This is a genomic window from Mesorhizobium sp. M0136 (assembly GCF_040322515.1).
GTDB lineage: Bacteria > Pseudomonadota > Alphaproteobacteria > Rhizobiales > Rhizobiaceae > Mesorhizobium.
In genome coordinates this window covers 143,007-167,653 of sequence record NZ_JAMYTP010000013.1, presented here as the reverse complement: position 1 = coordinate 167,653, position 24,647 = coordinate 143,007, and the positions used below count along the sequence as shown (strand labels likewise).

The following is a 24,647-nucleotide window of genomic DNA, read 5'->3' as shown; positions in this document are numbered from 1 at the left end:
GCGCACGTTTATAAACGGGCATGTTGGTGTAGCTTGTACGTGCCCAAAGCCTCGGCGCAACGACCCAGCGCCGGGGCTTTTTTGCGGTATCCTTGCTCAGCATGTGCCAGATGATCATTGCAAGCTTGCGCGCAGTGGCGACGGCCGCGATGTGCTTCCCGCGGCGCGAGGCGATCCGCTTGTGGGAGGCGCGAAGAGGTCCTGGCGATCGCACAGCCGCCTCGACCAGCATCCCCCGCGCATGGCCGCGGCCCTGCTTCGTAATGCGCCCGTGATAGGCTGGCCCCTCACCGGACTGCCGCACGCTCGGATTGGGGCCAAGATAGTCAACGAGCTTCTGTGGATCGCTGAAGCGCCGTATGTCGCCGATTGCCGCGGCAACGCTCGCAGCCACGGTGACGTCCCGCGCAACGTCATCAGGCGGCGGATTGTCGGATCCTGGAGGGCATGTACGGCGATATCCGCCTCGACCACCGTCAGCGCCTCGTTGATCTGGTTAATCAAGCCGAGGTGGCGCTCGATGGCGGCGCGCTCATCCGCAGGCAATATTTGCCTCGTCAGCCATTTGCGCCCGCTGATCCCGGCGAGGTTCCCATGCGGACACGGCGGGATCATGTGGGCGTGGAGAATTGACTGGATCAGGTTCTTCAGCCGCGAGCGCTGGCGAACCAGCTGTGTCCGCCTGGTGACCTGTCTTCGGAGGGCAAGGGTCCCCGGATCCGGAACCCAGACCTCCGGCAGAAAGCCCGAGGCGTAGAGCTTCGCAAGGACAGTGGCGTCGATCGTGTTCAGTCTTCACCTTCGCGTGCGCGATCATGTGCACCTGCTTGGGATTGGCGATCACGATCCGATCGACGTAGGGCGACAGCACTTCAGCGACGGCAGCAGCATTGCCTGTCGCCTCGATCACCACATGATCATCGTGGGTGAGTTCCTTCCTGGCGAACTCCTCGAGCTTATTGCGCAGCATTTGAACGCGGCCGAGCTTGACGATCTCGCCATCAAGCAACGACACGACCTCGGCGGTTACGCGGTGTATGTCCATGCCGATAATACGCACGGTTCCGTCCATCGTTGGTCACGAACAGGGAGCGAGCGGGCAACACGACAAATACGGATCCGCACTCGCAGCGCATCCGAGCGAGTCGTAGGGGCGGCCAGATAATGTGATCGAACTCGCAGTTCATCTGCATACGACGGCCTGCCCGCACTTGCGTGCTCCCGGTGCCCCGTGGCCCGGATGCCCGGATGCGCCAAGCTTAACGAACCTGACGACCGAACAAACGATGGCACCAAGAACATCATGCCGGATACGGCTTCATCGAGAGCTTCAACGGCAAGGAAGGCGCGTCAACACTCTACGCTACGATTGCTGGCCGCCCGTCGTCACGGCGCATATGCGACGTTCCGTTAGCCGCCGATCGCGTTCCTATCCACGACAATCGCGTGGTGGTACATTCGGTTGATTTGGCGAATGTTTTTTGTCGTCAACTCACCGGGAAACCGGGGAGGTGGTCATGAGAATTATTACCGCTCTAGCATGCGTCGCCCTCCTTGCAGGTTGCACAACGGCAGGCCCCCCAGGGCCCCAAGGGCCTGTCGGTCCACAAGGTCTTCCCGGCAAGCAGGGACCTAGAGGTGCAATGGGGGCTGAGGGTCCGGCGGGGAAGGACGGCGTCGGCGGTTGGGAAATCACCCAGTATGCAAGCGCGAGTGATACAAGCCCAGACAAATCCGCACAGGCTTGGTGTCCCAAGCCAAAAGTCGTCATAGGTGGCGGTGCCAGCGCGTCAAATTCAAATGCTCTAATTTCTAGGAGCTTGCCGGTTACTTCCCCAGCTCCAGGGTGGGTAGCACAAGCGCATGTAGCCGCTACGTCCCCAACAGCTTGGACGCTGACAGCATACGCCATTTGCGCGCTTGTCAAATAGTCGGCGCTTGGCCGGGCCGGTGAACTTTGCGTTGTCGCGTCTTGGAGACACAAACGGCGTTCTAGTCTTCATCCCAAAAATCCTGCAGCGAGGCGTGCCGAAGGTCTTCCTCGCCCCGGAGGTGCTTCACGCGGACCTTGATGCCCGCTTGCGAAGGCCATAGTTGAGACGGTTGAAAGGCTGAGCCGGTGCCCCCCGCGTTGACCAGTTGCCGACCGGCTAGTGCAGCTTCTGGACTCTCGCCCGGAATGGCGGCATTCTCTCTTCCGGGAGAGCGGGCGTGGGCAAGGCCACCGTTATCAAGGCGCCAATCAGGCTGACCGCTGGCGAAGGCGCGCCGGCAGAAGAATGCCGTCACGGCGGCTGCCGCGACCCCTCTTAGGGCTGATCTTCCTCGGCGCCGGCACGCTTGCCGCCGCAGTCACCCAATTCGCGATCCAGAGCACCGCCGGCCAACAGAGCACGATAACAAACTGGACAGAACCATTGCCTGGCCACATGGAAGGCCGCGCCTCGGTGATCGATGGCGACACAGTAGAGATTGCAGGCCAAAGGATTCGTTTCAATGGCATCGACGCGCCCGAGAGCCGTCAGCACTGCGACGACGCCAAGGGCTTTGACTACCCATGCGGGCGCCGCGCTGCCCAAGCCTTGGACAAGTCTTTGTCGCGGTCTAGCTTGCGGCCCAAGAGCAGTTGGCTAGGTACCAACTTGCTTCATCGCACGAGCTGATTTGGGAACAGGTGCGCCGCGGCTCGCTTCGAGACGCGCTTGCCTACTGCGGGGCAGCTTTCGCCTTTCGATAGCGGCTGGCCGAAGGTGGAGATTTCGGAGTCGGATAATGAGCTTCGCGTCACCGCCGGAGTCCCCGGTATGGAAGAGAAGGATATCGAAGTCCTGCTTGACGAGGACGTGCTGACCCTGCGTGGCGAGACGCGGTCGGAGACCGACGAGAAGGACTACTCCGAGCGCTTCTATGGTCGCTTCGAGCGGCGCATACCCCTCGGCTACGAGGTCGAGGACGACAAGGTCAAGGCGTCCTTTGCCAATGGCGTCCTGACCCTGACGCTACCGAAGAACCCGAACGCGCAGTCGAAGGTGAAGCGCATCCCGATCACCCACTGACGCATGGACCACGTCGGAGGCGGCAGGCCGCTGCCTCCGGCGCATCCTTCGCCAAAAATGGGAGGGATGAGTGATGCAGAAGCAAGAAAGCGAAGTCACACCAGCCGTAGAAAATATCGGACCGGCAAACGACAAATGCGGGCGAGCGCCGTTGTTCGGCCGATCCGAGTTCCCGCGTGATGCGGTCGCACGGATTTACAAGCCTTGCCGCTCAGTCATGACCTCGGGCCGTGCGCAGCCGAAGGGCTGGCGGCTGGTGTTCGAGAGGCGTACCGCGCCCGTCATCGAGCCCCTGATGGGTTACACCGGAGGCGCAGACACGCTGACCCAGGTGGAACTCGATTTTCCGACGGCTCAGGCGGCCATCGACTATGCCGAACGCCAGGGGCTTGCCTACGCGGTTCAAGGAAGCCCGGCGGCCGAAAAGTCCAGTGTCGAATCTTCCGATGCGGACAAGCGGCTGCAGGCCGGCGTACGGCGGGGTTTCGCAGGCGCCACATTATGGACCGGCGCTGACGGACGCGGAGGCGTTTTATGCATCGCCGATGGACGTGGTCGTCGATCCTCGTCTGACAGCCGACGAGAAACGCGCCATCGTGCGAAACTGGGCGTGGAACGAGTATCTGGTCGATCTCGCGACGGCCGAGGGGATGCCGGAAAACGCGCGTCCGACGCGGCTCGACGAAGTGGAATTGGCCCTGCTCGCGCTTGTGCAGCAGCGCGGCATCCGCCCCTAAGCTCACAAGACCTCGCGCCCGCCGGTCCAATCCTGCTGTCTAAAAAGATTAGGACGTCCCGACGAGGGCGATGGTCAGCAGAGACACAAAAAGGACAAGAGCGATCGCAGCGCCCCAGAAGAGAACTTTTTCGGTGCCGCGTTGCTCTTCCTCGCGAGATATGTCTTTCGCCATTGGATACATCCTTTGCGATGGTCAACGACTTAGCAACGTGCCGCGCCAAGGCTGAGTTCCTGCAACTATCTTGTCCCTTCGGCACTGAGAGAAAGAGCTCGGAATCAAGCCTCGTGTTGTCCAACCGTCGATCGGTGGACGTATTGCAGCTGATGCATCTAAAATCCCTGTGATCCGCGCGCACCGGGCATGCCCGACCCGAGCCCCCGCCGGGTGCAACAGCGCTTGATCGGCCCGCCGCATCAAACTGTGCGGCGGGCTTTTTCACTCACGCGATGGAACACCGGCGCGTAGGGAAAGTTCTGCCCACGCAGCAAACTCTTTCCCTCATATTTTTGCTGCCAGATCGGATAGCTCCGATCGGCCCACGTCGTTCTTCCTCCGGCGACGTGGGCTCGCCGTCCTCGCTATCGGTTGAGTAGCCACAGAACAAACGAAAGCACGATGCTGATCAGAATCCCGGTGCCGATCGGAGCGTAAAACGTGAAGTTCTCACGTTGGATCACGATGTCACCGGGCAATCTGCCCGGACCGACCCGCGACAACCAGGGCCACAATAGGCCTATGGCAACTATAATCAGACCAATGACAATCAGAGTTCTGGACATGGCGGCATCCGGCCGGGAATATAGTGGCTGACCATGAACGTTGCGATAGTGGTCATTCGTCGCCTCAAGCCGATCCGCTCAATTTGCAACTCCGCGGATTGCCGTGACAAAGCTCCCTTTCCCCCGACTTGGAAGTGCTTAGCTGTCGTCCTTATAAGACTTGGCGGCTTCATCGATCTTACGCCAATCGTTTCCGTGGCGCCGCACAAGCTCTCGCGCCTGGGCTGGCGATACACTTTGCGTTTCGACGATGTGGTTCACTTCCGTCTCCTCGCTTTTCAGGGGACGCGAACGAGGGCTCGTTGGCCGTCTGGCCGCTGGGTTTTTTGCATCTCGTCTGGGCATGAATGGACCTCTCCTGGAGCAGAATAAACGGTCTGGCGCGGCGAAGGTTTCGCCACGCTAGCTCGTTGAGCAGTTTCACCGATCGCCTCCTTGGCTTCCCCTTGCGGCTCTGACCATACGTTCTGGTGTTCTTGGACCCGAATGAGCTGCACCGCGTTGTTTGCGAGCAGTGCTATGCTTCGCAATCTGATGGAAAAATCCGACGCCCCTGCTGCACCGCAGCCAGCTCCTGGAGCCGAAGCGCGCTTTCCGTACGATCGAGCGGCGGTTGAGCGGTTTCGACAGGCATTTCCGCGCGCCAGGTGGAGTTACGAGCGCAAAAGCTGGTTCGTGCCGGGAAAGACTGCCGCGCGGCGCATCCAGCGCTGGCAGGCGCAAGAGGCGGATCTACGAGTAGCACATGATGACAGCAAGGGACGGCATGCCTTGCGCGTAAGCCGGATCGAGTTCGATGGCACGTTCGAGCAGCACGAGCGCTCGCCTCACTCGCTCAGGCATGCCGGAATCGACGTCGAGTTGGGCCCGCAGCACAAGGTCGTAAGCATCGAGATTGTCGGAGCGCCTGCGCTTGACCCTCTCGATTTCTGCACGCCGCAGACTCGGTGCGATTGCGCCGATACCCGACATGGCGATCGCATCCTGAAGCCCGAAGAAATCGTCAGAGCTGCGGTCATACCGCTCGGCCCACACATGAGCGCCGGTCGATGCATCGATCATCTGGCCGGACACGCGCACGTGGCCGCAGGCTCTCCGCACGCTGCCTTCGAGCACATATCGTACGCCAAGCTCGCGGCCGATCTGCTTCACGTCCACGGCACGACCCTTGTAGGTAAACGTCGAATTTCGCGCGATGACGAGCAGCCACTTGATGCGCGCCAGGCCGGTGATGATACCGTCAACCATCCCGTCGGCGAAATAGTCCTGCTCCGGATCGCCGCTTAGGTTCGAAAATGGCAAAACCGCGACAGACGGTTTGTCCGGCAATGTCAGCGTTGCCGTTGCTGCGCCCCCGGGTGTCGGATCACGGTTACCGGCTGCGACCGCCGGCCCCACATAGCGATAGCCGCGTCGCGGCAGCGTTTCGATCCAGCATGCGCCAGCCGCCAGTTCCTCAAAGAGCCGCCGAACTGCCGCGATCTGGACCGTCAGGTTGCTGTCCTCAATGGGATGTCCGGGGCCACGCCGCCTCGATCAGAACTGCCTTCGGAACCGGTGCGCCCGCCCGTTCCACAAGCAGCGCAAGCAGCGCGACCGCCCGCTGTCCGAGCGACGTCGGCTCTACGCCGTGGAATAGAATTCCAGCATCGGTGTCGAGGCGAAATGGACCAAACGCGAGGATTGTCGCCATTCCCAAAGAAGATATCGTTTGTGAATTCTTCGCAACGATTTCGGAACGGCTTCACGACTCGCGGAAACGGGAGCGCATCTTGTCCGCGTGCTAGCGGAAGTAGCACCCAGCCAATGGAGGATCAGATGAGCGTCGCTCCCGTCATTCGCATGCCCGGCGAGAACAATGGAGTCAGGTTGCGTGGCTCTCCGATGGCGTTCCTTGTCACCGGCAAGGATACTAAACACACGAGCATGTTCGACTGGACGATCCCTGCTGGCTTCGCAACCGGGTTCCATGTTCATCGCGTACAGGAGGAAACCTTCTACGTGCTTGAGGGCGAATGCGTCTTGCATGTTGGGGACAAGACGATCCGCGCGACCCGGGCACCTACCTGCTCATTCCACCGGGCGTTCCGCACAACATCACCAATGTCAGCGAAGAGCCGGCGCGGGTGCTGATGACCGTCTCTCCGCCCGGACACGAGCACTATTTTGAAGAGCTTGCCAGGCTCGCTGCGCACGGCCCTCCGGATCCGAAAGCGCTTGCAGACTTGCGAAACCGTTACGACACTGACCAGCTCTCTACCCTGACGACAAGAGCCTAAGCTCGATTTGCAATATCGGGTCATGGCGCAGCACCGCTCATGGCGTCGGCACCAGCGATGCCCGCTTTCGGGGGGCGTGCAGGGCCGCAATAAACGACCGAGGTTGGGCGCATTGCCGCCGCTAGCTAACAAACGCTACGGAATGAAGAAGGGCAAGTAGTCTGGTGGAAGGAGTAGGGCCTCCGTCCACTTGCTATGCATCGGAATGTGCATATATTGTGCATATGAGAGGTCGGAGATTTGTCATGGCCCACGCACAGCTCGCACATTCCACGGTGATTTCAGGCTTTGTCGATAGCCTGCAGGAGCCGCGCACGCCATATATCTCGCCGAAGCGCCTGTCGCAGGCGCTGGGCGTGAAGGTGGCCAACTTGGCCCAGCTGACCGGTGTCCACCGCAACACGCTCCGCAACCCCTCATCGGAGCGCCTGCAGGGCCGGATGCGCGAAATGGTGAAAGTGATCTCGGCGGCGACGGAACTCACCGGCGATATTGACAAGGCGATCTACTGGTACCGCAATGAACCGATTGCCGACTATGGCCATCGTACCGCAGCCGAGCTCGTCGCGAACGGCCAGGTCGAGGCGGTTCTGGCCTTTATCCGGGATCTCGAGAACGGCGCGCGCGGGTGAAGGTCACCCGCATCGCTCCAGACGAAATCTTCCATCGCTATCTGACACCCAAATGGGCTTTCCTGCCCACCAGTGGTGCAGGCGCGGCGATCGACGGCGGACGCTTCAATCGGCCCGGCGTCGAAGCGCTTTATCTTTCACGTTCGGCTCAGACGGCGCTCGAGGAATACAAGCAGGGTGCCAGTATCACCCCGCCAGCCACCCTTGCCGCCTACAAGATCACGCTCACCGAGGTAGCCGATCTTTCGCAGGGATTCGACCCGGACATCTGGGACGGCGCTTGGCAGGACTGGGATTGCGCCTGGCGCCAGATCGCTCGCATCGACAAGAAAATCCCGCCATCGTGGAGGCTCGCGGACCTGATCATCACGACCGGGCTTCGCGGCATCCTGTTCCCGTCGCTGCGTCACATCGGCGGTACAAATCTGGTGATCTTTCCGGCCAATCTTGTCGACGGCGATCATGTCGCGGTTCACGATCCCGATCACCGTCTGCCGCACGACCAGTCGTCGTGGCCCTGAGTTGCTTGCTGTCGTAAGCAACCCGATTTCCGATCAGTTCAGAGCGCCTCATCCTCAACGACGCTTTGCGTTGGCTCGCCCTCTTCGCCGTCGCCTTCCTCCCAGCCAAGACCGGCCGGTATATTGCCGGCCAGCAGCCTCTCCTTCGACAGTAGCCCTGCGTCCTCGAGCGCCTCGAAATCCGGCAGCTGGCGCAGCGTGTCGAGCCCGAACTGCGAGAGAAAAGTCTTGGTCGTCACAAAGGTGTAGGGCGCTCCCGGCTGCGGACTGCGCGGCCCCGAGGCGATCAGCTCCTGCGCGCGCAGCACGCCGATCAGGCCGCGTGACACCTCCTTGCCGAAGAAGGAAGACAGTTCGCCGCGGGTGATCGGCTGGAAGTAGGCAATGCACATCAATACGAGCGCCTCGGCCTGCGACAGTTCTTTTCCCCCCTCGGCCGCTGCCGTGCCGAAGGCGGCGTGAATGGCGTCGCCAAAAACCTTTTTGGTCCGATGCTGCCAGCCGCCGGCGACCGCGACCAGCTCATAGGGGCGGCCGGCGAGCTCGGCGCGGATGTCGTCGATGACCAGCTCGAGATTGCAGCTTTTGCCGACGACGCGCGCCAGCACCTCGCGCGGTACCGGTTCGCTGGCCGCAAAGACCACTGCTTCCACGCGGCCCATCCATTCGCGCCAGCGCAGCTCCGCCGGCAGATGTTCCAGCTCGGTATCGAGCAACGCCGGCTGTTCGTTCGGCTTGCGGCGGGCGGACGCTTCGCTCATCGCTACAGCCCAAACATCCGAAAGGTGGTGCGGCCCGACAGCTCCCGCACGGCCTCGAGTTGCTGCAGCCGCTCGAACAGGCGTCGCGTGGCAAAACGGGACAGGTTTTTCGTCGTCAGCGAGCCGGAGACGGCGTCTTCGTTGAGCAGCAAAAAGATCACGTCGCCGGCGCCCTTGGCGCGCAGTTTCGGCGCCACGGCCAGCAGTTTTTCGGCACGACGCGACAAATCGGCGGCCAGCCGGCAGGCCTCGGCCGCAGCTTGAACCAGCGCTACGCAGACCGCGCGCTCAAATCTTTTTTCGCCGGGTCGGATGCGCTTGCCGCCGGACTCGGCGCGGAAGGCCGGGCCAAAGGCCTGTGCCATCATGAGCGGCACCGGTCGCGGCCAGCGCAGGCTTTGCGCCAGCACCAGGTCGGCCAGCCACCAGGCGAAAAGCTCGGCATCGGCGCATGGTGACGACATGAGCGGCGATCGCCGCGGCGGCGAACGGCGCCGGCCGCTGCAACCCCGCCAGTTTTTCGATCTCCGTGCAGAGGTTGGCGAGCGCCGCGTCGTCCCAATGGATTCCGAGCTGGTCGACGATCCTTTCGAGCCGGTCGTGGGTTGCGACCGACGGCTGCATGGCCAACTGCCGCCAGGCGCCAAGAACCGCGCCGGCGGGGCCGGGACCGGCGCCGGCCGGGCGCAGGTACCAAGCGTCGCGCAGCGCGGCCTCGTCCTCTGAGCGGCCGGCGAGCCGCATGCCGGGGGCGGCACAGCGAAGCGCCAGCCGCTGCCGCCAGGCGCCGGCCCAGGAAGGCTGCGGCGCCCGTGCGAGGCTGTCGAGCGCGCCCAAGGCAGCGCCGGCCTGGAAGGCGGCGTCGGCGTCGCTCGGCCCGCCGCCGGCGGCAAGCGCCCAGGCCGGGACGGTCGGCGGCGAGGCGGGACTGGCGGTCGCGGGATCGAGGCGAATCATGGTCTTGGTGGGTAGAGCGCCCGTGCGCTTTGCGCTACGGTTTTCACGGCAAAACGCACAGCCTGTCGATGTGACAAAACGAATGATAATGCCTTATCGTTCGTTTTTGTCCTTACGTTAGAAATGGCCGTTGTCGCCCGCGTTTCAAGGGTCGCAGGAGAGTTTCAGCGACCCTTTTTGAAGACTGGTGGTCATTAAAGGAGGTTGGACGAACACGGTGCACGGGCATATCTGCCACAGACGCTTTCAACCCTGCGGGCGCAAGTCTGTCACCGGCCCGTAGAAGATCACACGCACCGACGGAACAAGCTGGTTGAGGTAATCGAAATCCCGAACATTGCCGGTCAGGACCGTCGCGCCCAGCAGACCGGCCTGGTGAAAGATCAGCGCATCGTTGAGGAAGCGGCGTTCATGCCCCTCCCCTTTCGGCAGACGGCTCAGCCGGAACAGCGGGCCGGCAAGCATGCCGGCGCGTCCCCAGGCGGTGGCGTCGGGTGCATGCAGCCGGTGCACTGGAATGTCTTCAATCGTGCCTGCAACCACTTTCAGGACCGACTTCGTCGTGGGGTGCGCTGGGTCGAGCCGGCCGAACAGGTGGCTGAGCTCGGCAAGGCAGACGGCCGAGTGCTGACAGAGCCGATAGGTCAGAAGGTCATCGACCACTTTGGGCGTGCGGCCCTGAAGGACATCCAGATAGACGCTCGTGTCGAGAAGCAATGCACCGCCGACAGGCGCCTGGTCCCCTGCCCAGGACAGAGCGGAATCCGGCCGCCGTTCCAGCCCGCCGGCACGCCGCTGTGGTTTGAGGGAACGCAGTGCGCTCCCGAGATCAAACACTAAGATCAATGTCTGCGGAGATGCTGCCCTTGCGGCGGACGAGCCGGGCGCCAAAATCGTCCTCGAGGGCCAGCCGCGACAAGGCGAGCTCCAGCAGCTCAGTGTCGGAGGTCACATAAGCGCGCTTCTTTGCCGCCTCGATCAATTCCGACGGCACCCTGCCGGAAAGACGTGTGTTCTTGGCCGCGCCGAGAAGGCCGACCGCCCTCGCCTGCTCAAGCACCAGACGGTTCCGGGTGTGGGCGATCCGCTCCTCGCTTTCGGCTGCCGTTGCGCCACGTACGCTCATCCTGGATTCTCCTGTTGAACGAAACATAAGGGATGTTGAACATGAAGGCAAGGACCGCTGGGTCGTGCTATAGCATGACCGGGCGACGGACCATGTCCGATCGAGTGTTGACCCTCCTAGGGCCCTCTTTCTCAGTGCCGATCCGTGTGATCGTACGCGACCGACGCAAATCTCGGGAGCTATTGGTCAAGCACCTCGCGGTGGACAATTGGGCGCTTTGGTCGCACGTTGGGGCTCTCAGAATCGCACCACTGTGACATTCAAATGATCGAGAGTTTCGATGGGCAGTCCCCGTAATTTCATGTGGAAATGGACCACGCGGATGAGGCTCCCTCCCCTCCCACGCAGGTCCTCGACTCGCGACAAGCATCACTGCCTGCCCATCTCGAAAAGCTGGCCGACCGCGCGCGCGATTACGTCAAAGGCCTGGCGCCGGCACCAGGCGCAAAAATCGTCGAGGCGGCGAGTTCGGCAAACACCCGTCGCGCCTATGCCGCCGACTGGAAGCAGCCGCCAGCTCCACAAGTCGTGGGCCTCTACATCACGGCCCAGGCCTCAGGATCGGAACGGGACAAAAAGTCTGTGTCGACCATTGAGCGCCGCCTGTCGTCGCTGACCTGGAACTATACGCAACGCGGTCAACCGCTCGACCGGAATGACCGGCATATCGCCACCGTGCTCGCCGGTATCCGCAATAAACACGCCTCCCCTCCCCGTCAAAAGGAAGCCATCCTGCGCGACGATCTTGTCGCCATGCTGGAAACGCTCGATCGTGGCACGCTGCGCGGTCTGCGCGGCCGCGCCATGTTGCTTTTGGGCTTCGCCGGCGGCTTGCGCCGCTCCGAAATCGTGGGCCTCGATGTTGCGCGCGATCAAACCGAGGACGGGTGCGGCTGGATTGAATTTTTCCCGGACAAGGGCGTGCTGGTTACGCTGCGAGGCAAGACCGGCTGGCGCGAGGTCGAGATTGGCCGCGGCTCGTCCGATGCCACCTGCCCGGTCGTCGCCCTGCAGACCTGGCTGAAGCTGGCCCGCATCGCGCATGGCCCCTCTTCCGCCGCGTCACGGGGCAGGGCAAAGCTGTGGGCGCCGAGCGGCTCAACGATCAGGAGGTGGCGCGGCTGGTCAAACGCGCGGCCTTGGCCGCCGGCGTGCGCGGTGATCTTTCCGAGGGCGAGCGCGGCCAAAAGTTTTCGGGCCACTCGCTGCGTGCCGGCCTCGCGTCCTCTGCCGAGGTTGACGAGCGCTACGTGCAGAAGCAGCTTGGTCACGCCTCGGCAGAGATGACACGCAAATACCAGCGCCGGCGCGATCGCTTCCGCGTCAATCTAACTAAGGCGTCAGGATTGTAGAGTGCGGTACGCCCCCCAGCCGCAGGTGACTCTGGATGCGCCAATCCACCCCGGCGCCACAGATCCAACCATCATGTTGATGGGTTTCCAAGGTTTATTGGTGCGGTCGCAAGCCTCCAACTTGAAGAGCTGTTCCCAGCTGGGAACTCAAAGTACGGGTTGTGGGAGAAGTTTGCTTCTCGATGAGTTCTCCACGATCCTTCCCCCACACTTGGACTGGCCCCCGAGGGAAGTTGCCTGGCGACTGCAGGAGCCTCTTGCCCGACGCTGGAGGAAAGTGCGCGTGGACAGGAGCCTACGTGCCAAACGGTGCTGATTGCTGTCAAATCGCGTGGGACGCCTGGCGACAGGTCCGAGCCGCTGAGTTGCCATTCGCGAGGGTCGCTCGGCCCGGAAGGAATGCCTCGTTGCAGGGTAGGGGCCGTGGGGCGTCTAGTCTAAATTGCCAGCCTGGGGCGGCGATCACCGAAGTGGCATCGGAAGCGGCGCGGCATGGCTGCAATCGCTCCATGCGCCGAAACCTACCTGCGCTTCTGTAGGTCGCTCGCCGCCGTACGCGGAAGCCAGAGGCCAACCGGTACACCAACGTCGACTATCTACGAGAACAAAACGGGCAACGGGGCTCGCCCGTGCCCCATGTTGCGTAACCAACTTCATAGCGGTCTTTTTCAATGCCTGACGCGCAACTTTGACGGCACAGGCGCCAGCGATAACGAAAAGTTCCCAGCTGGGAACTGCCCTGTGTCCATTTGCTCGAATTCTCCGAATCGGGCATACCTCCAGTAACGGAAAAACCGCGTAATTCGAAAAGTTGGCGTAGTTGGCGTGGCGTTAACAGCTTGTTAACCACAGTCGCTATCAATAGGCGCTGGGTGCAAGAGGAGAATCTGGGTGACGCGGCATCTAAGTAGCCTTCAGTTCATGAATACCTTTTCGACGAAACTCGAGAAGGCACTCAACAATCTTTCGCTGGCTCAGTATCCTCCTGATGCGATTCGTACGATGCGCAAATTCACTTCGACGGAAGTGGCAGCATTGCTAGGAGTGACTGAAGCTTACATACGGCAGGTCTCCTTAAAAGGGCAGGGACCTGAGCCAGAGACAACGACCACCGGAAAGCGCCTATATTCTGTGGAGCAGGTGCTGGACCTTCGGATGCACCTGGCGGAAAAGGCACGGAAGAAATGGATCAATCCTCGTCGTGTTAAAGGCGAGGATTGCCAGATCATCGCGATCACGAACTTCAAAGGTGGATCGTCCAAGACAGCGACCACTATTCACTTGGGTCATTGGTTGGCACTACGTGGATATCGCGTTCTCGCAGTCGACATGGATCCCCAGGCGTCGTTAACAAGTCTGCAAGGAGCGTTAGCCGGATTTGACTACCGAGAAGGTGACACCCTTTACTCAGCGATTCGGTTTGATGATCCGGTGCCAACGGAAAAGATTATTCATCAGACGCATATCATCGGATTCGACGTCATCTGCGCCGGTCTTGAGCTGACAGAATTCGAAACGGCCGTTACCCTTGAGATGCGCAAGAGCGGTGGAACCAGTTTTCTGCTTCGAGTGTCACAGGCCCTCGAACAGATCGTCGATAGCTACGACATCGTTCTTCTCGACTGTGCGCCGTCACTCAATTTCCTGACACTTTCGTCGCTCACTGCCGCTACCGGAGTCCTAATCCCGGTTCCGGCGCACATGCTCGATGTCGACTCCACAGGGAAGTTTTTGGAGCTGGCCGCATCTTATATGCAAATCCTGGATGAGGCTGGTGCAGGCGCACGTTGGGATTTCGCCAAATTCCTCATCACAAAGTTTGAGGCCAACGACCACCCGCAAGCCAACATGCAGGCCCTAATGCGCCAAGTGTTTGGCGAGGATTTACTTCTGAATTCAGTCTCCAAATCCACTGCGGTTGCGGACGCTCTCACTTGGAAGCAGAGCCTCTATGAAGTGCAACGATCGAGGTTTTCGGCACCTAAAACTTATGATCGTGCAATCGAATCGATCAATGCCGCGAACGCGGAAATAGAAAGCCTCATCACAATGGCATGGAGGCGTGAACAGTGAGCCGTAAAGATTCTAAGGGCATGTTTGCTGCTGTTTTGGGGCAACTCGGGGAGGAGGACAATTCGGAGGAGGGCGTCAGCCGCCGCACGTCATCGCCGCACCTGATGAAGGTGGCGGCTGGTGTTCGCCAAATGCAAGAGCGTAGCGATATCGCCGACAAGTTACTGAAGTCAGGCGAACAGATCATTGAACTCGATCCCGACAAAATACGGCCGTCGTCTATCACCGATCGATATGATGACGCCTACGAGATTTCCGCCATTGCTGAGATCACTGAATCCATGCGGGAGCGCGGTCAAATTGTGCCTGGATTGGTTCGGCCAGTACAAGGCAAGGATGGCGAGTTTCAAATCGTCTATGGTCGCAGAAGATTAGCGGCAGCTAAGCAGCTTGGGATCGGATTCAAAGCGGCCGTCCGCGAGTTAACTGATGAACAAGCAGTCATTTTCCAAGGCGAAGAAAACACCGCTCGAGAGGATCTTTCATACATTGAGAAGTGCGCTTTTGCGCTTGCGCAGCAGGAAGCGGGATACAAACGGGACACCATCTGCGCTTCGCTGTCGACAGGAAAATCGCATGTCTCCGAGATGATCAAAATCGCCTCATCGGTCGACAAGGAGATACTGCAATCGATTGGTAAAGCTCCCGGGATTGGTCGAGGACGATGGCAGGAATTCTCGAACCGCTATTCCATAGACGGCTCACCCGCAAAAGCTTTCGATCTTATTCGCAAAAACAAATTCCGCGAGGCAACGTCCGACGACAGATTCATTATTCTGCTTGAGACGCTTCCATCGGATCATCATGCGATCAAAGAACCTGCGGGTGCGGCCAAGCCATCAAAGCCCAAGATTGCTATGAAATCCTGGGCTGCTCCAGACAAAACAGTCAGCGTCAGCCTCAAAGACAACGGAAAAACTACCATGATTGCCGTGGGAGAGGCTGAAGGATCGCGTTTCGCAGCGTTTATCGCCGGACAACTGGACGACCTGTTTGAGGCCTTTCGGAAGTCCATCACGAAACAAGGAGTCTGAAACCGCAAAAGAAAAAGGCCCCCGAACGGCAAGCCGTGGAAGCCTCTCTCTGAACTAAGCACTCTGAGAATCGCATCTCCACGAATCACTGTCAAGAGTCATTGGCGTCGTTTTGGCGAGCAGGTTTCTTTTGCCTAATCGAGGGTGAAAGAAAATGGAGACGAATATTGCGACGACGCCCTTTGGGCGGCGGCCGATGACGCTTGGCATGATTTCAAGCCAAGTCACCGCAAGGGCCGTGCCGAAGGACGCGATCGTCCACAAATGGCATGTCTTCCAAGATATCAAGGATGCCAGGATCGCTCTGGGCGCCACTGATCGCGCTTTGGCTATTCTCGACGCGCTGTTGTCGTTCCATCCGGACACGGCACTTTATGGCGACAGTGAACTGGTTGTATGGCCATCCAACGAGCAGCTGATCCGCCGCGCCAATGGCATGCCCCCAACGACCTTACGGCGACACCTGGCCGTTCTGGTCGAGTGTGGATTGATCATCCGTCGGGACAGCCCAAACGGCAAGCGCTTCGCCCGGAAAGGGCAGGCGGGCGAGATCGAGCAAGCCTATGGCTTTGACATCTCGCCGATCGTGGCGCGCGCTGAGGAGTTCAAGGATCTTGCGGAAGCGGTCAGATCTGAGAAGAAGGCCTTTCGTCTCGTTAAGGAGCGGCTGACCATATGCCGCCGTGACATCGTCAAGATGATCGACGCGGGGATTGAGGAAGGCGTGCCGGCGAACTGGGGCAGGGTCCAGCAGGCCTACCAGGCGATTGTTGGTCAGATACCACGCACTGCACCTAGGCAGACTCTCGAGGCTATTGCCGAAGAACTTGAAGGCCTTTGGGCTGAAGTGCGTGAAGCATTGGAATCATTTGTAAAAACACAGAAAATGGACGCCAATGAGTCCCAAAATGGGCGCCACATACAGAATTCAAAACCAGACTCTAAATTTGAATCTGAAAGCGGCTCAGGAAATAAAGAGGAAGCGGGCGGCAACGTTGCGGATACCGACAACGTACGGAGCCTACCGAAGCGCGAACTGCCGCTAGGGATCGTGCTGGATGCCTGCCCGAACATGCTTTGGCTCGTGAAGGGCGGCGGCGGAATCCGCAACTGGCGTGAATTTCTGGCCGCGGCCGATGTTGCCCGACCGTCCATGGGCGTCAGCCCGAGCGCCTGGGAGGAAGCGCGAACGGCAATGGGTGAGCAGCAGGCGGCGATTACCATTGCCGCGATCTACCAGCGGCAGGACCAGATCAACAGCGCCGGCGGTTATTTGCGCAGCCTGACAGATCGAGCAAAGGTCGGAAAGTTCTCGGTCTGGCCGATGGTGATGGCCTTGTTGCGGGCCAAGCTTGACGCGTCGAAGACGACCGGAACCGGAGCTGAAGCCGCTGCTGTCGATTTGGAGACTGCGGGCAAGGTTGTGCGCACCGAATCCCGGTTGGAAATCAGCGATGCCTTGCGACGCAGCCTCGACAGACCGGGGCGCGGATCATGATGAGGAGGGCGGGTTTTGATCCGCTCTATGAGCTTGAACGATCGCTGCAGCGCTTGTCGGGACGAGCGTCTTATGAGAGCATCGAAGGCATGAAAAACGAACACGACTGGGAGACCGACGCCCGATGAAACCGCCGGAATGGTGTGGTGGAACTCACTTGCCGAATTTGATCGTGCGACTTGGCTGGCGCGGGCCGGCAGCGCTTTTCCAGCTGATGCCTGGGCCGTGTACAAGCGGCTCGGGGATCTTGAGCGTCAGCCACGGACCGTAAACTGAGGACCATTCTGTAGCGGGATGACGTCCTTGTCCCTCGGTCAGCTCGCGGGTAGTTCAGCGACGAGACCAAGCCGGCGGGCTCGATCAAGCAGATTCTTGACTGATGAGGCCGACCATTTTGCGCTCCCTCGTGAGGTTCGCTCATGCAGGCGCTCGAGCTGGCCAGCGATGTCGCGTAGCGATAGGTCTGGGTTGGACTGCGAAATCCCTGCCACAAGGGTCATCAGGCGATCTTCGGGAGGCTGAGGAGACGCCCTCTTTAGCAGAGTGGATTCGGCCAGGTGCTCGGTGACGAGCCACCTCACTGCCCGCCGCAGTCGTTCAGGCGTCCAATCGAGGCCGCGCTGCTTCAGGACCCGAGCGATATCGTCCCAGTTGTGATCTGGTCGCATCCGGCGGACTGTCGGAAGCCACTGGTTCATCGTTGATTGTAGCCGTCGGCCATAGGCTGCCTTTTGCACCGCAGTCATCTTCGCCAGGGCCTCGGGCTTGCGCTCCCGGATACCAGGATTGCCCGGCAGCCGCCCCTTGGATCGTGCAGCGATGATGCCGGCCTTGGTCCGCTCCGAAATCAGCGCACGCTCGAGCTGGGCAACGGCGCCGAGTACCTGTAGCGAAAACATGCCCTGTGGCGTGGACGTGTCGATCGGATCTCGCAGAGATCGGAAATGCGCGCCCTTCTCAGTCAGATCCTCGATCACCTGAAGAAGATGGCTGACCGAGCGCGCAAGGCGATCGAGACGCACGACGACCAGGACATCGCCGGCGCCGATTTCGCTCATCAACCGCAGTAGGGCAGGGCGAGCTCTCGACGCACCGGATCCATGTTCCTGAACGACGACGTCGCAGCCGGCCGCTCGCAGCTCAATTTCCTGCGCTTCCGTCGCTTGTTCGTCCGTCGACACGCGCGCGTAGCCGATTTGTCGGCCCTTTGGTCGTCCGGATCGTCGATCTTGCGCTTCACGGGCCATTTGCGGCGTCTCTCAGCATAGGAAAGGGGCGTTTGTACAAACACCGAAGATATCAAGAAACGATCGGTTGTAAACGTCTTTAGGCACCCTTTGCATCGGCCCTACGGCCTCGGTGAGCCGGTAAATCAACGTTTTCCGGCCTCCTGAGCGTCCGAGGGCATCGTGCTGTACAGTCCCGATATGAGGTCATTATCGATAGTGTTATTTGCGCCGGAGGAAATCGCCTGTGACGGAAGCCAGCAGCAAGATAGCTTCGGTTGCGCGAATCGGCTACAAACAAATCAATGGCTTACCAATTCACCGATCTGCCTCTAAAGACCCTGATCGGGCCGCTCGCCCGCGCCGAAGACCTTCTGGCCCGCCTCGACGAGCGCGTGGCCAAAAGCCCGGTGCGCGAGGGTTTTGTCGAACGCTGCCACTTCGCCGACGCGGCCGCCGCGCTGTGGCTCGACGGCGAGCTCGTCCATGTCGAAGACCTCGTCCTGCACGACGTCCACATGGACATCCGCACCCCGACCCACGAACTCACCCGGGCGCACGCCGTGCTGCGCAGCCGCCGCCGCATTCTTTCGCACCCACCCGCCTGGGCGCTTTCTAGCGTTGGCATTTTGGCGTTGCGCGGCCGCGAAGGGCAGGGCGGTTATGGGTTGAGCGCGGGGCGGGCTGGCTCGGAGCCCGCTGCCGCGACGGCGGCCGCCGGGGCGGACGACGACGCCGGCGAAAGCCTTGCTGAAGGCACCGACCAGGAGGATGCTCTTGCCGAGGAGCTGGCGGAGATCGACGCCGTGCTGGCCCGCTCCAGCCGGCTGCTGGCCGGCGAAAATTTCGCGCCGCGCGTGGCGGACAGCCCGGATGTCGACACAGCAGGGCAGGGGGCCAGGTCGCGGGACGCGGCTTCGTTAGACAGCCTCGGGCCGCTGATCCGCGATCTCGACTGGGACGAGGACCAGCGGCTGGCCGACTGGCTCGCCGTCGTCGACGAGCTGGGCGGCGAAAACATGCCGGCCGTGCTGGCCGCGGCGATCGCCTGGGATGCCTGGCAAGACATCGAACCGCTACAGCACCAGCATTGGCTCGGCAATCTGCTGGTCGCCGCCCTACTAAGGGAACGCGGCAAGGTCGCTTCGCATCTTTTTTGCCTCAATGCCGGTCTGCGGGTTATTCCGCGGGAGCGGCGCAAAAGCGGGGTCCGGACCACAAGGCTGCTGGCCGTCCTTGACGCCTTTGCCGAGGCGGCCTCAGCTGGACTGAAGCAACTCGACCGGCTGGCGCTGGCCAAAGGCCAGATGGAACGCCGGCTGAGGAACCGGCGCAAAAACTCGAGCCTGCCGGCGCTGATCGAACTGGTGCTGGCGCGGCCGGTGGTGTCGGCCGGACTGATCGCGACCGAGCTGAAAATCAGCCAGCGCGCTGCGCTCGGCCTCGTCGCGGAACTCGCCATCCGCGAGGTGACCGGGCGGGGGCGCTATAGGGCGTGGGGATTTGTCTAACGAACGCCGGAAGCCGCCGCCCCTGAGGCAGGCTCTCGAGCCATTGAAGGACATTGGAATGCCCCAGAAGTGCAAACCGAAGAGAACATTGCGACGCTGCTGTTGTCGTAACGCCGGTTGGTTGTCTAAGCTTTCGCTCACCGGCGTGACGTAGTCGCATTCTGGTGCAAGGAATTTGGCGGCGTTACTTTGACAATGTCTGAACAATAACCCCCCAGCTTGGCATGAAACCGAAACCACCTTCAAAACTGATGGGAATGCACGCTAGAGATGATATTCCACTCAGATGATTCTATCTGGAATTCGGTAGGACGATGAAACAGCCGGGCTGGGAAGTTCAGGGAAGTGAGCTCTCTCTCATCGACGAGGCAGGAGACGCCCGTCTTCTGTCGGCAAATGAGATCTACAGCGCCCTCGTTGAAAAGCGGCCGCCGGCTGATTGGATACCAACGAGCGTCAACGGTCTGCGCGCCTCCCGCTATCCTCTCGTACCCACCCTGACTATCTCGGAAGGAAGCAATAATGAAGCGCCTTCCTACGGCATCGTATCCAACAGCCGGGGCATAGAAGTCGCTCTTGACATGGCGGACCTTGAACGCGGTCACAAGGTGGCCGAAGGTGTTTGGTATCCGATCGAACCTGCCGCCAGTGCAGAAATTCGAGAATTGATCCAAAGCACAGGCGTCAGCCTGGGGACAGCGATCTCTCTCAAGGCTTTTCTTGCCATCCGCAAGGCTGCGGGACCAGGAACCTCCATCGAGGACCGCACAGCTGATCAGGTAGTTTCGCCGCTGGCTTTTGCGCCAGCCAGGGATGAGGTGCCGGCCGGCGTTCAGGCAACGCTGTACCCATATCAGGTTTCTGGCTGGCGCTGGCTGACGTTCCTCCTCGCTGAAGGAGTCGGCGGCCTTCTTGCCGACGAAATGGGTCTCGGCAAAACCTTGCAGATCATCAGCGCCCTGAGTGATTCCGGTGCCGCGCCGCTTCGGCCGGCATTGATCGTTGCTCCCGGCTCGTTGCTGGAGAACTGGCGACGGGAAATCACGAAGTTTGCGCCGCATCTCAAGGTGCTGAAGCACCATGGAGCCCTGCGCACAGGCCGACCTTCGGAGCTGAAGGATTATGATGTCATCGTGACCTCCTATGACAATGCGGTGCGCGATAACAGCCTGCTCAACATGATCGTCTGGAAGGTGATCGTGCTGGACGAGGCACAATTCATCCGAAACCCCGACGCTCAGCGGACCCGGGCTGTAAAGCGGCTTCAGCGCGAGGCGGGTCTCGCCGTGACCGGCACGCCCGTCGAAAACCGCCTGCTCGATCTGTGGTCGATCGTGGATTTCGTCCTGCCCGGTCACCTTGGTGACGCCAAAGCGTTTGAAGCGGAATATTCCGATGATGTCGATGGCGCAGCAAAGCTGGAGCCGCTGGTCTCGCCGCTCATGCTGCGCCGGCGCGTTGCCGAGGTGGCGCAGGACCTGCCCGGCCGGATTGATATTCCGCAGGTGGTCGAACTGGATGAAGGCGAGATAGCCGCCTACGAGGCTGAACGGGAACGCATCTATGCGGAATACGGCGCGGCCGCCACCCTCGTCGCCTTGACATCGTTGCGCCGCTTCTGCGCTCATCCGGACCTTATGAGCGGCAATGCTGCCATGGCCGATCCCATGTCCTTCTCGAAGTTCCGACGCATGGACGAGATTGTTGAAGAGATTTTTGCACGTGGCGAGAAGGTGATTATCTTCACATCATTCACAGCCATGGCCGATATGATCGCGCGGCACCTCAAGAGCCGCTTCGGAGCTTTTGCTGGCGTTATCGACGGCCGCCTGCCAATCGACGACCGCCAGCCCCTTATTGACCGCTTCAGCGCTGTCGATGGCGGCGCCGCGCTCGTGCTGAACCCAAAGGCAGGGGGAGCCGGCCTCAACATTACAGCGGCGAATCATGTCATCCACTATAATCCGGAATGGAATCCGGCGCTCGAGGACCAGGCATCTGCCCGGGCTCACCGGCGCGGTCAGCGGCTGCCCGTAACAGTCCACAGACTTCTCGTTGCCGATACCGTTGAGGACGTGGTGGATGAACGTCTGACCCGCAAGAGAACAATTTCCGGCACCGCGGTGGTAGGCCTCGAAGGCAGAGAAGATGACTACGGTGATATCGTCGCAGCGCTGATGCGATCGCCATCAAAGAGGGCTTAACGGGCAGGATATGGCAGAGCAAACAATTGCAAAGGTGCTGAGCGCCAACGATACGGGGGAAACAGGGGGACATCAGGCCGGCATTCTGGTGCCCAGAGAGGAACGGTTACTTTCGTTCTTTCCTCGGCTAGACCCGAGCCAGTACAACCCACGGTGTCACCTGAACTTTGTTGATGACGGTGGCACTTTCTGGGATTTTGCCTTCATCTACTATAACAACAAGTTTTTCGATGGCACGCGTAACGAGTACAGATTGACAAGAATGACCAAATACATCCGTCAGGCAAATCTGGGCCCCGGGGACGAAATCATCTTGGCGAGAGATGACGACGATCGATATCGCATCACTCACAAACGCAAGCAGCAGGCAGAACGAACCAAGGGTGTTCTTAAGCTCGGGACGGGCTGGCGCATAATAGAAATTCAGGGGGGAAGATGAGCAGCATTCAGGAAATCGAACTACCACCGGACCCCGAACGGGTTATCGTTGGCCTGCGTGACACCGGCTACGAGTTCGACACCGCCGTGGCTGATATCGTGGACAACTCCATTGCTGCGAATGCGACCCACGTCCAGCTCTGGTTGGCGGCCGATCTGCGCGGCAATATCCGTCTGATGATCGCCGACAACGGCGACGGCATGAACCGCGATGGGCTGATCAATGCCATGCAATATGGCTCGAAAGCCCGTGCCAGCGCTGCCAGCCTCGGCAAATACGGTCTTGGCCTGAAAACTGCCTCGACGGCATTCTGCAAGAAGTTGTCGGTAATTTCACAGCCGGACGGCAATACGCCGGCGCTCATGGCGACATGGGATCTCTACCATGTTGCCAAGGTAAACAAATGGGCGCTTCTCCTGAACGACGAATGCGACCCAGAAGCGCTCGAAACTCTTGATGCCGTGGCTGCCGGTCACGCAGGCACCGTTGTCTTGTGGGAGGATGTTGATCGCCTGATCAAGGATTATCAGGACAAATCAGGTGCTCCAGCGCGAAAGGCTCTGAAGGCAAAGGAAGATGGTCTGCGAGAGCATCTTTCCATGGTCTACCAGCGCTTCCTTGACCCGGAAGATGATCGAGCTACGAACGTCGTGATGGAGCTCAACGGAAAACCCGTTGCGGCATGGGATCCGTTCCAATCAAAGTTTTCTGAGCTGGTTGCCAATGAAACCATTGAGACAGAGCTGCCCGATCAACGGATGGCGTCTTTCACGGCGCGGGCTTACATCCTGCCCAGGCGTGAAGAGTTCCCGAATGACGCCGCCGCATCGGCTGCGAAGCTTTCAAATGACCGGCAAGGAATATACATTTATCGCGAGAACCGTCTGATCCACGATGCGGACTGGCTGGGTCTCTACCAGAAAGAGCCGCATCTGACGGGCCTGCGTGTCGAATTTTCGTTCGACCATAAGCTAGACGATGCCTTTCATCTGGATATCAAGAAATCGCAGATCATCCTTAACGATGATCTGGCAAGCTGGCTGCAAAGCGAATTCCTGACTGCACCACGCCGCGAGGCAAATAACCGGTCGCGCGAGGGACAGCAGAAGCTGCTGTCCAAAAAGGGCGAGGGTGCGCACGACACGTCCAACAATAATATTCGCAATCGCGAGGCCGCCGCTGGCGGCCCCAAGGTCAATATCGCGGACCCGAACACCGGCGAGGCCATCGTTGAAAACAAACATGGCACGACCCGGCTGAAGCTGACGATAACGTCGTCAAAGCGACCAGGTGAGGTATTCGTGCAGCCTGTGGAGGGGATCAACAACGGTCTCCTGTTCGAACCAGCGCTGATCGAGGGGCACAAGGGTATCCGAATCAACACAAGCCATCCCTATTATCAGAAGGTTTACATTCCGAACCTCAATCGTAGCGTGACGATGCAGGGTCTTGATTCCTTGATGTGGGCGCTGGCCGTCGCAGAACTCTCGACGGTGCAGGATCACACGGCCTCGATGTTCCGCGACATGCGCTTTGAGGTGTCGCGCATCCTTGAGAAGCTTGTAGAAGCGCTACCTGAGCCTGAAGTGGATAAGGATGTCGCCTGATCCACGTTCGCTCGCGGAGCGGATCTCCGCTGAAACCGGCTTGGAGTTCTCCGGCCGGGAGGGACGAGACAGCGACGGTACGCGCTGGCTTGAACTCCAGCCGGCTGACTATCCTTCGGGTCAAACTTTTACGCTACGCACCGTGATAGGATGGCGGCGGCTGGATGTGCATTTCCGGCCCGGCAATTTCGCCGGCGATCTCATGAACGCCATGGGCTCGGCGGACGAGACCGGCCGTCGTACCTTCCGGGCGGTACTGGACATGTGTCGTGATGCTGATGCCGAAATCACTCTCACCATCAATGGGACAACATATCTCCCGGACGATTCAGCGATCTGGGAAACGCAGTGGCGCAGCTTCGGCCTTGATGTGCGCCGGGGCATGCTGGCTATCAACGAGGGCAACGCTGAGGAAGACACGCGACAGGTTGGACTCTGGACCTCTAGGGTAGCCGCGGCGATTCTGGCGCTTTTGCCGGTGGAGACTGAGGAGGGCGGACCTGACGCTTCACCTGAAATCGCGGGACTTCCTGAAGGTGCAAGAACACGCATCGAGGTCAACCGCTACGAAAGAGATCGCCGAAACCGCGCCGCCGCTCTCGCAATTCATGGCTATTCCTGCAAAGCCTGCAAGCTGGATCTGGGTGAGCGCTACGGCTCCTCTGCTGCTGGTCTGATAGAGGTTCACCATGTGACGCCGGTCTCGCAACTCGGGGCTGATTACATCATCGATCCGAGAACAGATCTGACACCGCTTTGTCCTAACTGCCATTCGGTCGCCCATCGCCGGAACCCGCCTTATTCCGTTGATGACCTCCGCGAAATGCTTGCCTCGGCACATGAGAACTGACA

Annotated in this window: 19 protein-coding genes and 7 pseudogenes; 16 read left to right on the top strand and 10 right to left on the bottom strand. The window is 60.3% G+C overall.

Going from position 1 to position 24,647, the window contains the following annotated elements; translation table 11 throughout:
• Positions 1-91: 91 nt before the first annotated feature.
• A pseudogene (locus NKJ35_RS17775) lies at positions 92-1,060 on the bottom strand (IS110 family RNA-guided transposase); the annotation flags it as partial.
• A 1,369-nt stretch (positions 1,061-2,429) separates the two neighbouring features.
• On the opposite strand from NKJ35_RS17775, the pseudogene NKJ35_RS17770 reads away from it, so the two are divergent.
• From NKJ35_RS17770 to NKJ35_RS30925, 4 genes and pseudogenes are all read left to right on the top strand, one after another.
• Positions 2,430-2,606: pseudogene (locus NKJ35_RS17770) on the top strand (thermonuclease family protein); the annotation flags it as partial.
• Between the two features lie 84 nt (positions 2,607-2,690).
• Positions 2,691-3,056: pseudogene (locus tag NKJ35_RS17765) on the top strand (Hsp20/alpha crystallin family protein); the annotation flags it as partial.
• A gap of 73 nt (positions 3,057-3,129) precedes the next feature.
• Positions 3,130-3,411, top strand: a pseudogene (locus NKJ35_RS30930) (NADH dehydrogenase ubiquinone Fe-S protein 4); the annotation flags it as partial.
• A gap of 190 nt (positions 3,412-3,601) precedes the next feature.
• The gene (locus NKJ35_RS30925) at positions 3,602-3,793 is read left to right on the top strand and encodes a hypothetical protein (protein ID WP_352846168.1); all 192 of its coding nucleotides are present in this window, start codon (positions 3,602-3,604) and stop codon (positions 3,791-3,793) included.
• A gap of 48 nt (positions 3,794-3,841) precedes the next feature.
• On the opposite strand, the gene NKJ35_RS17755 is transcribed toward NKJ35_RS30925, so the two are convergent.
• From NKJ35_RS17755 to NKJ35_RS17735, 4 genes are all read right to left on the bottom strand, one after another.
• On the bottom strand, positions 3,842-3,967 hold the full coding sequence (locus NKJ35_RS17755; RefSeq protein ID WP_023722793.1) for a hypothetical protein: 126 nt from the start codon (positions 3,965-3,967) through the stop codon (positions 3,842-3,844).
• 407 nt (positions 3,968-4,374) lie between these two features.
• Complete coding sequence (locus NKJ35_RS17750) at positions 4,375-4,575, bottom strand: DUF2905 domain-containing protein (protein WP_352648839.1); 201 nt, start codon at positions 4,573-4,575, stop codon at positions 4,375-4,377.
• A gap of 138 nt (positions 4,576-4,713) precedes the next feature.
• Positions 4,714-4,836: a hypothetical protein gene (locus tag NKJ35_RS17745; protein WP_292654615.1), complete on the bottom strand. Its 123-nt coding sequence runs from the start codon at positions 4,834-4,836 to the stop codon at positions 4,714-4,716.
• 471 nt (positions 4,837-5,307) lie between these two features.
• Entirely contained in the window at positions 5,308-5,904 is a 597-nt protein-coding gene (locus NKJ35_RS17735) for a hypothetical protein (RefSeq protein WP_352648869.1), read from the bottom strand.
• Between the two features lie 489 nt (positions 5,905-6,393).
• Between NKJ35_RS17735 and NKJ35_RS17730 the strand changes: the two are divergent.
• The 3 genes and pseudogenes from NKJ35_RS17730 (at position 6,394) to NKJ35_RS17720 (ending at position 8,007) form a co-directional block, all read left to right on the top strand.
• Positions 6,394-6,854, top strand: a pseudogene (locus tag NKJ35_RS17730) (cupin domain-containing protein).
• A gap of 245 nt (positions 6,855-7,099) precedes the next feature.
• A complete protein-coding gene (locus tag NKJ35_RS17725; RefSeq protein ID WP_352648837.1) occupies positions 7,100-7,486 on the top strand; it encodes a hypothetical protein in 387 nt (128 codons plus the stop codon).
• On the top strand, positions 7,483-8,007 hold the full coding sequence (locus tag NKJ35_RS17720; protein WP_352648835.1) for an RES family NAD+ phosphorylase: 525 nt from the start codon (positions 7,483-7,485) through the stop codon (positions 8,005-8,007). Before NKJ35_RS17725 ends, NKJ35_RS17720 begins: the two co-directional genes overlap by 4 nt.
• Positions 8,008-8,045: 38 nt before the next feature.
• On the opposite strand, the gene scpB is transcribed toward NKJ35_RS17720, so the two are convergent.
• The 4 genes and pseudogenes from scpB to NKJ35_RS17700 all read right to left on the bottom strand — a co-directional run bounded on the left by scpB (position 8,046) and on the right by NKJ35_RS17700 (position 10,851).
• Positions 8,046-8,768 (bottom strand): SMC-Scp complex subunit ScpB, encoded by a 723-nt coding sequence (scpB, locus tag NKJ35_RS17715; protein WP_352648833.1) that lies wholly within the window; start codon positions 8,766-8,768, stop codon positions 8,046-8,048.
• Positions 8,769-8,770: 2 nt separating this feature from the next.
• A pseudogene (locus NKJ35_RS17710) lies at positions 8,771-9,725 on the bottom strand (DUF1403 family protein).
• Positions 9,726-9,971: 246 nt separating this feature from the next.
• Positions 9,972-10,568 carry a type II toxin-antitoxin system VapC family toxin gene (locus NKJ35_RS17705; RefSeq protein WP_352648859.1) on the bottom strand — a complete coding sequence of 199 codons (597 nt, stop codon included), beginning with the start codon at positions 10,566-10,568 and terminating at the stop codon, positions 9,972-9,974.
• Positions 10,555-10,851 carry a hypothetical protein gene (locus NKJ35_RS17700; protein WP_352648831.1) on the bottom strand — a complete coding sequence of 99 codons (297 nt, stop codon included), beginning with the start codon at positions 10,849-10,851 and terminating at the stop codon, positions 10,555-10,557. The genes NKJ35_RS17705 and NKJ35_RS17700 overlap by 14 nt, the downstream gene beginning before the upstream one ends.
• A 309-nt stretch (positions 10,852-11,160) precedes the next feature.
• Here NKJ35_RS17700 and NKJ35_RS17695 point away from each other — a divergent pair.
• From NKJ35_RS17695 to repC, 4 genes and pseudogenes are all read left to right on the top strand, one after another.
• Positions 11,161-12,203, top strand: a pseudogene (locus NKJ35_RS17695) (site-specific integrase).
• Between the two features lie 891 nt (positions 12,204-13,094).
• The gene (gene repA / locus NKJ35_RS17690; protein ID WP_352648829.1) at positions 13,095-14,276 is read left to right on the top strand and encodes a plasmid partitioning protein RepA; all 1,182 of its coding nucleotides are present in this window, start codon (positions 13,095-13,097) and stop codon (positions 14,274-14,276) included.
• Positions 14,273-15,310, top strand: coding sequence for a plasmid partitioning protein RepB (gene repB, locus NKJ35_RS17685; RefSeq protein ID WP_352648827.1), 1,038 nt, complete (start codon positions 14,273-14,275; stop codon positions 15,308-15,310). The genes repA and repB overlap by 4 nt, the downstream gene beginning before the upstream one ends.
• Positions 15,311-15,464: 154 nt before the next feature.
• Positions 15,465-16,808: a plasmid replication protein RepC gene (gene repC, locus NKJ35_RS17680; protein WP_352648826.1), complete on the top strand. Its 1,344-nt coding sequence runs from the start codon at positions 15,465-15,467 to the stop codon at positions 16,806-16,808.
• A 314-nt stretch (positions 16,809-17,122) separates the two neighbouring features.
• On the opposite strand, the gene NKJ35_RS17675 is transcribed toward repC, so the two are convergent.
• Positions 17,123-18,055 carry a recombinase family protein gene (locus NKJ35_RS17675; RefSeq protein WP_352648825.1) on the bottom strand — a complete coding sequence of 311 codons (933 nt, stop codon included), beginning with the start codon at positions 18,053-18,055 and terminating at the stop codon, positions 17,123-17,125.
• 257 nt (positions 18,056-18,312) lie between these two features.
• Here NKJ35_RS17675 and NKJ35_RS17670 point away from each other — a divergent pair, with 257 nt between their 5' ends.
• From NKJ35_RS17670 to NKJ35_RS17650, 5 genes are all read left to right on the top strand, one after another.
• Positions 18,313-19,545 (top strand): RHE_PE00001 family protein, encoded by a 1,233-nt coding sequence (locus tag NKJ35_RS17670; protein WP_352648823.1) that lies wholly within the window; start codon positions 18,313-18,315, stop codon positions 19,543-19,545.
• 314 nt (positions 19,546-19,859) lie between these two features.
• Positions 19,860-21,749 carry a DEAD/DEAH box helicase gene (locus tag NKJ35_RS17665; RefSeq protein ID WP_352648821.1) on the top strand — a complete coding sequence of 630 codons (1,890 nt, stop codon included), beginning with the start codon at positions 19,860-19,862 and terminating at the stop codon, positions 21,747-21,749.
• Positions 21,750-21,759: 10 nt separating this feature from the next.
• Positions 21,760-22,188, top strand: coding sequence for an EcoRII N-terminal effector-binding domain-containing protein (locus NKJ35_RS17660; RefSeq protein ID WP_352648819.1), 429 nt, complete (start codon positions 21,760-21,762; stop codon positions 22,186-22,188).
• A complete protein-coding gene (locus NKJ35_RS17655) occupies positions 22,185-23,795 on the top strand; it encodes an ATP-binding protein (protein ID WP_352648817.1) in 1,611 nt (536 codons plus the stop codon). The genes NKJ35_RS17660 and NKJ35_RS17655 overlap by 4 nt, the downstream gene beginning before the upstream one ends.
• Positions 23,785-24,645: an HNH endonuclease gene (locus tag NKJ35_RS17650; RefSeq protein WP_352648815.1), complete on the top strand. Its 861-nt coding sequence runs from the start codon at positions 23,785-23,787 to the stop codon at positions 24,643-24,645. Before NKJ35_RS17655 ends, NKJ35_RS17650 begins: the two co-directional genes overlap by 11 nt.
• Positions 24,646-24,647: the final 2 nt, after the last annotated feature.